Annotated in this window: 10 protein-coding genes and 1 pseudogene; 6 read left to right on the top strand and 5 right to left on the bottom strand. The window is 60.5% G+C overall.

The features are described 5' to 3' along the window. Positions 1–68: 68 nt before the first annotated feature. Positions 69–305 (top strand): hypothetical protein, encoded by a 237-nt coding sequence (locus AEP_RS18620; RefSeq protein WP_087496777.1) that lies wholly within the window; start codon positions 69–71, stop codon positions 303–305. A 30-nt stretch (positions 306–335) separates the two neighbouring features. Then, complete coding sequence (locus tag AEP_RS18615; RefSeq protein WP_157673222.1) at positions 336–2,393, top strand: putative bifunctional diguanylate cyclase/phosphodiesterase; 2,058 nt, start codon at positions 336–338, stop codon at positions 2,391–2,393. On the opposite strand, the gene AEP_RS18610 is transcribed toward AEP_RS18615, so the two are convergent. Genes AEP_RS18610 through AEP_RS18600 form a run of 3 tightly spaced genes read right to left on the bottom strand, consistent with a single transcriptional unit; the run spans position 2,394 to position 4,758 of the window. After that, a complete protein-coding gene (locus AEP_RS18610) occupies positions 2,394–2,801 on the bottom strand; it encodes a VOC family protein (protein WP_087496775.1) in 408 nt (135 codons plus the stop codon). A 10-nt stretch (positions 2,802–2,811) separates the two neighbouring features. Continuing rightward, the gene (locus tag AEP_RS18605; protein WP_087496774.1) at positions 2,812–3,840 is read right to left on the bottom strand and encodes an AI-2E family transporter; all 1,029 of its coding nucleotides are present in this window, start codon (positions 3,838–3,840) and stop codon (positions 2,812–2,814) included. 21 nt (positions 3,841–3,861) lie between these two features. Continuing rightward, positions 3,862–4,758: a tetratricopeptide repeat protein gene (locus AEP_RS18600; protein ID WP_087496773.1), complete on the bottom strand. Its 897-nt coding sequence runs from the start codon at positions 4,756–4,758 to the stop codon at positions 3,862–3,864. 188 nt (positions 4,759–4,946) lie between these two features. Here AEP_RS18600 and AEP_RS18595 point away from each other — a divergent pair, with 188 nt between their 5' ends. The 3 genes from AEP_RS18595 to AEP_RS18585 all read left to right on the top strand — a co-directional run bounded on the left by AEP_RS18595 (position 4,947) and on the right by AEP_RS18585 (position 10,169). Continuing rightward, entirely contained in the window at positions 4,947–5,873 is a 927-nt protein-coding gene (locus AEP_RS18595; RefSeq protein WP_087496772.1) for a histone deacetylase family protein, read from the top strand. A gap of 17 nt (positions 5,874–5,890) precedes the next feature. Continuing rightward, positions 5,891–8,581, top strand: a complete 2,691-nt coding sequence (locus tag AEP_RS18590) for a bifunctional acetate--CoA ligase family protein/GNAT family N-acetyltransferase (protein ID WP_087496771.1) — start codon at positions 5,891–5,893, stop codon at positions 8,579–8,581. 124 nt (positions 8,582–8,705) lie between these two features. Beyond that, positions 8,706–10,169: a DegQ family serine endoprotease gene (locus tag AEP_RS18585; RefSeq protein ID WP_087496770.1), complete on the top strand. Its 1,464-nt coding sequence runs from the start codon at positions 8,706–8,708 to the stop codon at positions 10,167–10,169. 54 nt (positions 10,170–10,223) lie between these two features. On the opposite strand, the gene AEP_RS18580 is transcribed toward AEP_RS18585, so the two are convergent. Together AEP_RS18580 and AEP_RS18575 are read right to left on the bottom strand one after the other, a co-directional pair. After that, positions 10,224–10,646 (bottom strand): methylglyoxal synthase, encoded by a 423-nt coding sequence (locus AEP_RS18580; protein ID WP_087496769.1) that lies wholly within the window; start codon positions 10,644–10,646, stop codon positions 10,224–10,226. A gap of 9 nt (positions 10,647–10,655) precedes the next feature. Then, positions 10,656–10,952 (bottom strand): annotated as a pseudogene (locus tag AEP_RS18575) (HNH endonuclease); the annotation flags it as partial. 136 nt (positions 10,953–11,088) lie between these two features. On the opposite strand from AEP_RS18575, the gene AEP_RS18570 reads away from it, so the two are divergent. After that, positions 11,089–11,649, top strand: coding sequence for an HNH endonuclease (locus AEP_RS18570; protein ID WP_087496768.1), 561 nt, complete (start codon positions 11,089–11,091; stop codon positions 11,647–11,649). The last annotated feature ends 51 nt before the right edge of the window (positions 11,650–11,700 follow it).

The raw sequence follows: 11,700 nt of genomic DNA, 5'->3' as shown, positions 1-11,700 counted from the left end.
GGCTGAGTCACGGTGTAGGATGTACATCAACATTTCTGCGGAACCCGTGTAATCCCCAGCCCAGCACCATGAAAGGTAACGCCTCCCGCCCTGCTACCGGTTTCCGGGCCGGCTTGGTAGACATGTACAGCGCCGCAACTCCGCAAGCGGGCAGGCTGCGTGCTGTGCATCTGTCTGCCGTCGTCCGGCTGACACCCGAAACCATGCTGGCCAACATCGCCAGCGCCGGGCTGATTTTGTGGACATTTTCTCCAGACATCAGCTGGGAACTGTTGCTTTGGTTTGCCGGCATCCTGACCGTGTGATTGTTTGCGTTGCGCAGCTGGCGCCGGAGTTTGGGTCGGCAATTCACCCAAGCTTCACCTGGCACCATCCACAAAGCCACGTGGCACGCCATCGTGCTCGGTAGCGTATGGGCCTTTATTCCGGTCTTCTGGTTTCCGGGCGCCTCTGACAGCCAACAGTTGACCATCGCCACCCTGCTGACCGGGATGATCGGTGCCGGCGGTTTTGTACTGAACCCGCTACCACTGGCCAGCGTGGCCTATGTCACGGTGTTCAGTGCCTCGGCCCTCGCAGCTCTGTGGCGTAGCGGTAACCCTGCGTATTCAGGCGTTGCGGCGTTGGTCAGTGTCTATGCCCCTTTGGTGACGCTCGCCGCCCTGACCGCCTGGCGCAAGTCCATGGCCTTGATCAATGCGGAGAGCCAATCGCAACAGCAGGAACAGACGATCTCTGTGCTTCTCTCGGACTTTGAACAAAACGCCGGAGACGCACTCTGGGAAACCGACGCCGCCGGTCGCCTGGTGCACATCTCGCCCAAGTTTTGCGAGCTGCTCCAAGTCAGTGAGGAAAAAGTCGCAGGCAACACATGGATGAGCATCTTGGTGCCCATCGATGCAACCGGTGCAGTCAGCCTGTCAGAGGCTTTGGCGAGTGGCAAGCCGTTCAAAGAATTGCAGATTTCCTTCAAAGGCGCCACTGGAAACCGACACATCCAGCTCAATGGCAAGGCGCTGCAAGACGACGACGGCATCTTCTCCGGTTGGCGTGGTGTGGTCTCCGATGTCACGGAAAAAGTGCAAAGCACCAACCTTTTGCGTCAGCTGGCCCACACGGACTCTTTGACCGGACTGACCAACCGCTTCAAGCTCCGGGAATTTTTGACGGAAAAGGTAGCCGGGAAACACCCCTTGGCTCTGCTGTCCATCGATCTGGACCGCTTCAAAGCCATCAACGATCGCCATGGCCACAGCGTGGGGGACGATGTGTTGCGTTTGATCGCTCAACGACTGAGGCAACAACTCGGCCCACAGACCATGATTGCTCGCTTGGGTGGAGATGAATTTGCGGTTGTTTTGGTAGAACCTGGCGATATCCAGCAAGCACCCACACTGGGTCGCCGGGTGGTGCACCTGCTTCAAGAACCCTTGGACCTGAGCGTGCGCCGCCTGACAGTGGGCGGCAGTGTGGGCTTGACCATCAGCCATGGTGAAGCCGTTACGCTGGATGAATTGATGGTTCAGGCCGACATTGCCCTCTATGCGGCCAAAGACGCCGGGCGCGGGCAATGCGTGGCTTACACCCCGGAACTGGGCGCCGTCAACCAGCGGCGGGCTACCTTGGAGCACGGACTCCGGCAAGCCCTGCACAAGCAGGAGCTGCAGCTCTATTGGCAACCCAAGGTCGACCTCACAACCTGGAAAATTGTGGGTGCTGAGACTCTGATGCGTTGGCGGCACCCGGTGCTGGGTTGGATCAGTCCCGGTGAATTCATCCCCATCGCGGAGCAAAATGGGATGATTGCAGCGCTGGGAAGCTGGGCCCTGCTGGAGGCCTGCCGCATGCACTCGAGCGCTTTGGCAGGGCTGAAGGTATCCGTCAATGTGTCATCGATGCAGTTGCGCGATGAAAGCTTTTTGTCGGTGTTGCAAGACGCCATGGACGAGTTCCAGATCAACCCCGGCCAGCTGGAGTTGGAACTCACCGAATCCGTATTCTTGGAGAGCGCCGACCACGCCTTGGGGATGCTGCATGCCATCAAGAAAACCGGCGTCAAGTTGGCGATGGACGACTTCGGTACGGGCTACTCATCGTTGTCTTACCTGCGCAGCTTCCCGTTTGACACGCTCAAGATAGACCGGACCTTTGTGATTGAACTGGTCGAGAAAAAGGATGCAGAAGCCGTCGTCCAAATGATCACCGGCCTTGCCCAGACATTGGGCATGCGCACGGTATGCGAAGGGGTGGAAACACCACAACAGCTCGAGGCCATACAGCGTGCCGGTTGTGATGAGGTACAGGGCTATATCGTCGCCAAACCCATGCCTCTGCAGGAGTTCGTGGTCTTCCGCGAGAACTGGGACAAAACCAAGCCCACCGGATTGCGATAACTACACCGCGCTGTGCGGCAGCGGTACGGTATGGCAAGCCACACACAATTTGTTGCCTTCCGGGTCCCGGAAGTAAGCGCCGTAGTAGTGGGCGTGGTACTCGGGACGCAGACCCGGAGCCCCTTCAGACGAACCACCATGCGCAAGCGCAGCTTGGTAGGCAGCATCCACCGTGGCGCGTGTCGCAGCCAGGAATGCCGTCATCTGTCCGTTTCCCGCGTGGTGCGTACCTTCAAAAGGCGTACCCACCAAAAACAGGGGGCGACTCACCCCTGCCTGCTGCCAACCGGCCCAAGGCCGCTCTGGTTCACAGAAGCGCAAGTCCAACTGCAATACGTCCATCAGCGGCCGGTAGAAGCACATGGCCCGATCGAAATCAGTAACGCCGATGAAAATGTGCGAGAACATCAGTCCCCCTTCAGACCAAGCCGACTTCCAGCAGCTCGCGCTTGATGTAAGCGTAGTAAAGGGGCGCGGCTACCAGGCCAGCGACACCGAAGATCGCTTCGCCCACAAACATCACCGTCAGCAACTCCCAGGCGGAGGTGCCAGTGCGCTTGCCCACGACTTTGGCGTTGATAACGTATTCGAACTTGTGGATGGCTATCAAGAACATCAGGCAGGCCAGGCCCACCATAGGGGCCACGGACACGCCAGCCAGCGTCAGCACACCGTTGCACAACAGGTTCCCGACGATCGGGATCAGTCCGGCGAAAAACGTCAGTGCCACCAGCATGCCCGAGTAAGGGATGTGAACGTCAAACAAGGGCAAGGCGCCGAACAAAAAGAGCGCCGTACAAACAGCATTGAAACTAGCGATCCAGAACTGGGCCACCACAATCTGCCGGAACGCACTGATGAAATACCGGGCACGGGCACGGGCAGCAGCGCGCAGAGGCGCTGGGTGCTCCACCCCCGGCGAGCCCACAATCAGCGCGCCAATGACCAGCCCCACATAGGCCAAGAGCCCGCCCTGCAGGCCGGCAGAGCCGAAACCGGTCAACGCGTGGGCCTGGCTTTGCAGGTACGCCGCAAGCCAGGCTTGTGCAGCAACCAGCTCATCAGGAAGATGGGCGGCCAAGTTGGGGGGCAACTTTTGGCGGATTTCCAGCACCGTGCCAGCCAGATGGTGGAGCAAGGCCTCGTACTGCGCACCCGCGCTGAACACCATGCCTTTGGCGTTGGACAACACCAAAGCCAAGAGCACCAGCGGAACCACAATGACCCACGCCGCCGCCGTGAACCCACTGGGCCGCCAGCGGCCCAAACGCCGGCTGGTGCTTAAAGCCTGAGTAGCCATATAGCCCAGGCAAACGGCCAGAAGACCGGGCAGGAGGCCGTACACCAAAACCGCGAGGCATACACCACCCGCCAGCACATAGGCGCTGGTGGTGACCATTCGGGGCGAAAAGCGGGGGGAGGAGTGAGGGGTGGCTTTGGGCGTCATGAGTGACGCGATGGTATCAACTCAGGTATCCCAATCCGAGGACGAATCCCCGGAAAGTCCGGGGTCGTCCCAGGTGGTGCTGTCGTTGATCCCGAAATCCGCTCCGCCCATGTCCTGGTTAATGTCGTTGCCCAAGACGCTGTTATCTGACACCGGGTTGTTGAAGTTGCTACTGTCATGCACCGGGCCGTGCCCACCTATCAGGTTGCGGCCAATGGCTTCTGCGGCCATCACGCCCGCGCCCATCGCCAGTCCGGTGGCAACTCCGCCCATGATCTTGCCACCCAGACCACTGCCCGGTGCTTGGACATATCCTGCGCCATAGGCCGAGCCATAAGACTGCGGGCCATAGAGATTGGGTGCGGGGTTGCCAAAGGTCTGCGGGCCATTCAGGCCTCCACCCATGGAGGCACCATAGCCAGGCTGAAGTACCTGCGCGTCCGGTGTACGGCGGCGAAAGACAAAAAACGCAATAGCAATCACGCCACCGGCCAGCAGCACAGGCAGGGCCCAGCCGCCCGGCGAGGACGGTGCGGGACTGCTGTAAGTCACCGGCGCCGCGTTGGCCTGGGCCACCACAGCACTACCCTGGCTGCCCGAGAGTTGGCTGCGCAAGGCTTGCACCGCCTCTGCCTTGGCAAACGGCAAGCCGGGGGCCAGTTTTTCCGCCGTGGCCAAGGATTCGCGTGCATTGGCAAGCTGGCCCTGGCGGGCATACAGCTCACTGCGCACGTAATGCGCCTTGGCGCTGTTGGGGTGGGAGATCAGCACCTGCTGCACCATCACCTGGGCCTGCTCCAGTTTGCCCCCCTGCGCGGTGGCGTAAATTTCGTTCAACGAGGGCTCCTGCTGAGCCCAAGAGGCGCTGCCGGCCACCATGCCAAATACCAGCGCCCATTTCCATATGCTTTTGTTCATCGCTACCAACTCCTTGCGGGTGTATCAGCACATTCGGCTGCAACTCCAGTTTGCGGCGCGCCTATGCAAATCAAGTCGCTGTTGCGTGAACGGCCTGTAAAGGCGGGATTTCCTCCTTATTGCCCCATATCAAGACTCGTGTCAGCTTGACTGCCTAGACTGGTAAAAAACCAGATGCAGGAGACGCAATGCTGCCCGCCTTTATTTCTCACCCCGACTGCGCCCGCCACGAAATGGGGCCAGACCACCCCGAATGCCCCGAACGCCTGGGTGCCATTCAGGACATGCTCTTGCTGCGGGGCCTGCTGGACTACATGAACACCTATGACGCGCCTTTGGCCACCGAAGCGCAGCTGGGTCGGGCCCACGCCATCAACTATGTGCATGAGCTGATGGAGGCGTCTCCCAAAGAGGGTTACCACAAGGTGGACCCTGACACTGACATGAACCCCTTCACCGTTCGCGCTGCCTTGCGTGCGGCGGGGGCTGCCGTGCAGGCGACAGATCTGGTGGTCAGCGGGCAGGTACCCACCGCTTTTTGCAGCGTGCGCCCGCCGGGTCACCATGCAGAACGCTCGGCAGCCATGGGGTTTTGCTTTTTCAACAATGTAGCCGTCGGCATACGCCATGCGCTGGACGTGCACGGTTTGGAACGCGTAGCATTGATTGACTTCGATGTGCACCACGGCAACGGCAGTGAAGACATTTTCCGCGGCGACGACCGGGTGCTCATGTGCTCCATCTTCGAGCAGGGACTCTATCCCTACAACGGGGAAAAAGCCGTGGGCCCCAACATGATGAACGTGGGCCTGCCCGCACGCTCGGGCAGCGACAAATTCCGCGAGGCGGTGGCCACCCAATGGGTGCCTGCGCTGGACGCCTTTGCCCCTCAGCTCATCTACATCTCGGCCGGCTTTGACGCACACCGAGAAGACGATATGGGCAACCTCGGTCTAGTCGATGCCGACTATGCTTGGGTCACGCGACAGCTGATGGCAGTGGCCCAACGGCATTGCCAGGGGCGCATCATCTCTTGTCTGGAGGGCGGCTATGTGCTGAATCCGCTGGCCCGCAGCGTGGCCGAGCACGTCAAAGTCCTCATCGGCGCCGATTGAATCTGGAGTCACACCCCATGGAAAAGCATTACCTGTCCCCTCTTTTCACCCCGCAATCGATCATCGTGTTTGCCGGGCAGGTGGATGCACCTGAGCAACTGCCGCCTCAGGCGCGCATGCTGGTGGCCGCCCTGCAGGCACAGACATTTACCGGCCTGCTGCGTTTTCTGGACATCCACAGCACCGGCACCTTGGCAGACCTGGCGCAATCGCGCGCAGACTTGGCGGTCATCGCCCTCCCCCCTGAGGATCTGACAGCAGCGCTGGAAATTGCAGGACGCATTGCCTGCAAAGCTGCAGTCATTGTGTCCAGTGGCATCAGTGCGGAGCTGGCAGCTTCCTTGGCCAAAATCGCCAAACGGGAAGGCGTGCAACTGCTGGGCCCCAATTCTTTGGGCTTGCAGCGCCCGCAGCTACAACTCAATGCCAGCTTGGCCGGACCCTTGGCCCAACGCGGGCCGCTGGCGCTGGTGTCGCAGTCGGGCGCCCTGGCCTCCTCCATGCTGGACTGGGCTGCCAACAATGCGGTGGGCTTCTCCACCGTCGTGTCATTGGGCCCCCACACCTCCGTGGATTTGGCGCACGTGCTCGACTTTCTGGCCAATGATGCGCAGACCCAAAGCATCGTGGTCTACATGGAGGGCATCTCGGATGCCCGCCGCTTCATGAGTGCCCTGCGTATGGCAGCCAACGCCAAACCGGTGGTAGTGCTAAAGGCCGGCCGGCGCCCCGCCGGCAATGAGGCCGCCCAAACCCACAGCGGCGCCATTGTGGGCAGTGACGATGTGTTCGACGCCGCCTTGCGCCGCGCAGGCGCCGTGCGGGTGCGCTCTTTCGTAGAGCTGTTTTCGGCAGCCAAGTGCCTGGCATCGCGCTACCGCCCCGTCGGCAAGCGCTTGGCACTGGTCACCAACGGGGGAGGCCCCGGTGTGCTGGCCGCCGACTGGATCAACGAACTGCAGCTGGAACTCGGCAGGCTTTCTGCCACGACCGCAGAGACCCTCAAGCCCCTGCTTCCTCCTTTGGCCTCATTGACGGACCTCATTGATCTGTCGGAGGAAGCGGATGCAGAACACTTCAAGGCAGCGCTGGACGCTGCCGGCAAGGACCGGGGCGTAGACGGCGTCTTGGCCATCTATTCGCCCAAAGCCGGCCACGACGCATCAGCAGTAGCTATCGCTTTGGCCGAGGTCAAAAAAACCATTGGCAAACCCTTGCTATCTTGTTGGATGGGCGACAGCACGGTCAACGCGGCACGTGGCATCCTGAAAGCCGCCGAGATACCCAGCTTCCGTACACCAGAAGCTGCCGTAGGCGCCTTCGGGAATATCGCATCGTTTTATCAAAACCAGCTGCTCTTGCAGCAAACGCCACCACCGCTCTCCACGCTGGCGAAGCCGGACATTGAAGGCGCGCGCTTGGTGATCGAAAGCGTGCTGGCCGAGCGGCGCAAGGTGCTCACCGAGATGGAGTCCAAGACCCTGCTCTCGGCCTTCCATATTCCGGTTACCCGCACCATCCTGGCCCGTAGCGCCAACGAGGCCATGATGATTGCCACACAGCTGGGCTTCCCGGCAGTGCTCAAAATCGATTCGCCTGACATCAGCCACAAATCGGATGTGGGCGGCGTGGCGCTGAACATCATGAACGCCACCGGCGTACGCGACACCTACAACGACATGATGCAAACCGTGAAGCGCCTGCGCCCTGATGCGCGCATCAACGGCGTCACGGTGCAGAGCATGGTGCGCTCCCGCCATGGCCGTGAGATCTATATCGGATTGGTCACAGATGACCCGTTCGGACCGGTTATTGCCTTCGGCGCCGGCGGCACCATGATCGAGTTGATCAACGACCGCGCCATGGAACTGCCACCGCTCAACCAGTTCCTGGCACGCCGCCTGATCGAGCGCTCGCGCGTGGCGGAGACCCTGGGCGAGTGGCGCGGTAACGCACCTGCCAACATCGACCTGCTGGAGCAGATATTGCTGCGCATTTCCGAGATGGTGTGCGAGCTGCCCCAGTTGCGCGAGATGGACATCAACCCCATCATCGTGGATGAACATGGCGCACTCGCGGTGGACGCGCGCATCGTCATCGACAACGCACCACAAGGCGTCAGCAGCAGGGTTCACAACTACAACCACCTCTCCATCCTGCCCTACCCCGCCCAGTACGAGCAGCTCTGGCCCATGCGCGGCGGCGGCGAGTACACCGTGCGCCCGGTGCAGCCGGACGACGCGCAGATGCTGCAGGACCTGGTGCAAGGCCTTTCCAAGGAGAGTCGCTACTTCCGCTTTGTCTCCAGCATGCATGAGCTCCCCCCCGCCATGCTCGCCCGATTCACACTGATTGATTACGACCGGGAAATGGCATTGGTGGCCATCCACAAGACCCGCACCGCGGGCGAAGACGGTGAGATGCTGGAAACCGAACGCATCATCGGCGTATCCCGCTATGTGACCAACCCTGACAAGTCGAGCTGTGAGTTCTCTTTGGTGGTGGCGGACGACTTTGCCGGCAAAGGCCTGGGCTCGCGGCTGATGATGTCCATCATGGACGTGGCACGCGACAAAGGCCTGAGCGAAATCGAAGGCCTAGTACTCACCCACAACCCCGGCATGCTCAAGCTGATGCGCAGCCTGGGCTTCACCGTCAAAACCTTTGAAGAAGACGCCGATTTCAAGCTGGTAAGCCACCCGCTGTAACGCCTGCTTCGGGCGCAGCATCCGCGCCCGGACGCTTCACATTTCTTTGCATTTCCGCGCTGGAACTCGGGCTGGCGCGTCCTTATCTGAAGCAGGTCTAGTCTGTTTCTTGAAGGATGACACCATGCAACACACAGAGCGTTCTCTCTACCTCAAAGCGACATTCATCGGCGTGCTGGCGTCCAGCTGCTTTCTGGGCGGCTATGCGCTTTCGCAACGTAACCCGGCCGCCGTACCCGCCGACGCCACACCCACAGCCATCAGCCGCGCCATGGATGCACGCGGCGGCACACCAGCGAGCTTTGCCGACATTGCCGAGCAGCAGGGACCAGCCGTGGTCAACATCAGCGTGCAAGGTGCGGTCAAGACCAGCGCCCGCAGCGGCGGGCCGCAGCTGGACCCACGTGACCCGTTTTATGAATTCTTCCGCCGCTTCCAGCCCCCTGCCGAGTCTGACAACGCGCCCACCCGTGGCACCGGTTCCGGCTTCATCGTCAAGGCCGATGGCGTGGTACTCACCAACGCGCACGTGGTGGCCGATGCCAGCGAGGTCACCGTCAAGCTCAAGGACAAGCGCGAGTTCAAGGCCAAGGTGCTGGGCATCGACAAACTGTCGGATGTAGCGGTGCTCAAAATTGAGGCCAAGGACCTGCCCACCGTCAAAATCGGTGACCCGAAAAACAGCCGCGTGGGGGAATGGGTGGTCGCCATCGGCTCGCCCTTCGGTTTTGAGAACACGGTGACAGCCGGCATCGTGTCCGCCAAATCGCGCAGCTTGCCCGACGAGGGCTATGTGCCCTTCCTGCAAACGGATGTGGCCATCAACCCCGGCAACTCCGGCGGCCCCTTGTTCAATCTTGCGGGTGAAGTCATTGGCATCAACTCGCAGATCTACAGCCGCAGCGGGGGCTACCAGGGCTTGTCGTTTGCCATTCCGATTGACGTAGCAATGAAGGTCGAAGGCCAGTTGCTCGCGCACGGCAAGGTCAGCCGCGGCCGCTTGGGTGTGACCATCCAGGAAGTCAGCCCCGAGCTGGCAGAGTCCTTCGGACTGGACAAGCCCGCCGGCGCCCTGGTGAACTCGGTGGACACAGGCAGCGCTGCCGACAAGGCTGGCTTGCAGGCGGGCGATGTGATTTTGAAATTCAACGGCACCGACATCAGCCAATCCAGCGAGCTACCACCGCTGGTGTCTGACACCGCACCGGGCAGCAAAGCGGCCTTGAGCGTGTGGCGCCAGGGCAAGCCAAAGGAGCTGAGCATCACGCTCGGCCAGATGGAATCGGGCAAGGTCGCCGCTGAATCCGCCGCTCCGCAAGACAAGCAACTGGGCCTGTCCGTGCGCCCCCTGAACCGTCAGGAACGCGCCGAAGCGCAAGTCGCCGGCGGTTTGGTAGTGGAAGACGTAGCCGACGGCCCTGCCAAGCGCGCAGGCCTGCGCAGCGGCGATGTGATCCTGTCGGTCAATGGCGAGCTGGCCAGCTCACCCGACACACTCAAGAGCCAATTGGGCCAAGGGCGCAAGAAAATGGCGTTGCTGGTGCTACGAGGTGAGGACCGATTGTTTGTGCCCGTGACCGTGGGGTAAACACCCATTTAGCACGAAATCGGCCTCCAGCGCCCGCCCCATGTGCGCGAGCAGCTATGCTTTCAGGAGCAACTGCGCGAGCACCAGGCGTGCGCTGGACAGGTTGGTGGCACAGGGCACATCGTGCACATCGCAGGCGCGCACCAGGGCGTTGATGTCGGGCTCGTGCGGCTGGGGCGTCATGGGGTCGCGCAGGAAGATCACCGCGTCCACCTCGCCCACCGCCAGGCGCGCGCCAATCTGCAAGTCGCCGCCCCAGGGGCCGCTGAGCATGCGCTCCACATGCAGGCCCACCTCATCGACCAAGCGGCCGCCCGTGGTGCCTGTGGCCATCAGGGTGCAAGTTTTCAGGTAAGGGGCGAACTCGCGGGCGAGCGCCACCATGGTGTCTTTTTTGCGGTCGTGCGCAATCAGGGCGATGCGCGGGCGCTCAGACGGGGTGCGGGTAGCGGGTCTTTGGGCAGGGCTGGTACTCATGCCCGCATGCTAAACCAGCAAACGGGACGACGCCGGCACATGCGCCATCAAAAACTCCATCTGGTCCGCCAGGATGCGACGGTTGCGCAGGATGAAGTCTTCCCACAAGCTGGGCACATAGGGCGTGTACAGCAGCGGCATGTTGGCCTGCTCGGGGGTGCGGTGGCTCTTGCGGTGGTTGCACGGGCGACAAGCGGTGACCACGTTCATCCAGTTATCGATACCGTTCTGGGCAAAAGGAATGATGTGCTCGCGCGTCAGGTCGTTTTCATGGAAGTGCCCGCCGCAGTAGGCGCACATGTGCCTTATGTAGATTTGTACTGTTCATGTGTATGTATTTACTGTTGGCAAATATGGAGGGGGCCTTTAGTATGGTGTTTATGAACACTTTCGTCAGCTTGGCGCAGTAACGTTCCCAATCATTTCCTCGATTCAGGTGAATATGCGACACGATGTTTTACGTTTGGACACTTACGGACATCCTCAAGAGTGGATAACTATGGAAGAGGCTTGCACCTACTATGCCCGGGACGCTGTCGCCTGGACAATAGGTGATACCTTCATTTCAATGAGAGGCGGTACGAACGCGATGACTGGGAAACTGTCCCAGATTGACATCCACCCCATTCTCGCTACGCGCGGCGCATCAAAGGTCAGTATGTTTGACTGCATACCCACACTGACAAACAGGAAGCTTTTTCTAAGAGACCGCCACACGTGCGTAATTTGCGGAAACAAGTTTCATTACGACCAACTCACCAGGGAGCACATCAAACCAAAGTCACGGGGAGGCAAGGACGAATGGAACAATGTCGCTGCAGCATGCAAGAGATGCAATGGCGCCAAAGGAAATTCGCTTTGTTCGGAGCTTGGATTGTCTCTCTTGTATCTGCCGTATACCCCGTCTATTTATGAGGATCTGATCTTGTCCAGCAGGAATATCCGTGCCGACGTTCACTCATTTCTTGCCGCCCGATTGCCTAAAGGCTCACGACTTCTGTAGTGCTTTGACCGTATTGAATCAGTGGAGCCAGGAGTCAATTGCGTATTCCAG

Origin of the sequence: Curvibacter sp. AEP1-3 (assembly GCF_002163715.1) — a bacterium.
Classification (GTDB): Bacteria; Pseudomonadota; Gammaproteobacteria; order Burkholderiales; family Burkholderiaceae_C; genus Allorhodoferax.
Note: the sequence above shows the minus strand (reverse complement) of the source record. Positions and strands in the feature narration are given on the sequence as shown.

Coding starts and splice junctions, on each gene's coding strand:
- AEP_RS18620 (WP_087496777.1), top strand. CDS start 69: ATGAAAGGTAACGCCTCCCGCCCTGCTACCGGTTTCCGGGCCGGCTTG.
- AEP_RS18610 (WP_087496775.1), bottom strand. CDS start 2,801: ATGTTCTCGCACATTTTCATCGGCGTTACTGATTTCGATCGGGCCATG.
- AEP_RS18605 (WP_087496774.1), bottom strand. CDS start 3,840: ATGACGCCCAAAGCCACCCCTCACTCCTCCCCCCGCTTTTCGCCCCGA.
- AEP_RS18600 (WP_087496773.1), bottom strand. CDS start 4,758: ATGAACAAAAGCATATGGAAATGGGCGCTGGTATTTGGCATGGTGGCC.
- AEP_RS18595 (WP_087496772.1), top strand. CDS start 4,947: ATGCTGCCCGCCTTTATTTCTCACCCCGACTGCGCCCGCCACGAAATG.
- AEP_RS18590 (WP_087496771.1), top strand. CDS start 5,891: ATGGAAAAGCATTACCTGTCCCCTCTTTTCACCCCGCAATCGATCATC.
- AEP_RS18585 (WP_087496770.1), top strand. CDS start 8,706: ATGCAACACACAGAGCGTTCTCTCTACCTCAAAGCGACATTCATCGGC.
- AEP_RS18580 (WP_087496769.1), bottom strand. CDS start 10,646: ATGAGTACCAGCCCTGCCCAAAGACCCGCTACCCGCACCCCGTCTGAG.
- AEP_RS18570 (WP_087496768.1), top strand. CDS start 11,089: ATGCGACACGATGTTTTACGTTTGGACACTTACGGACATCCTCAAGAG.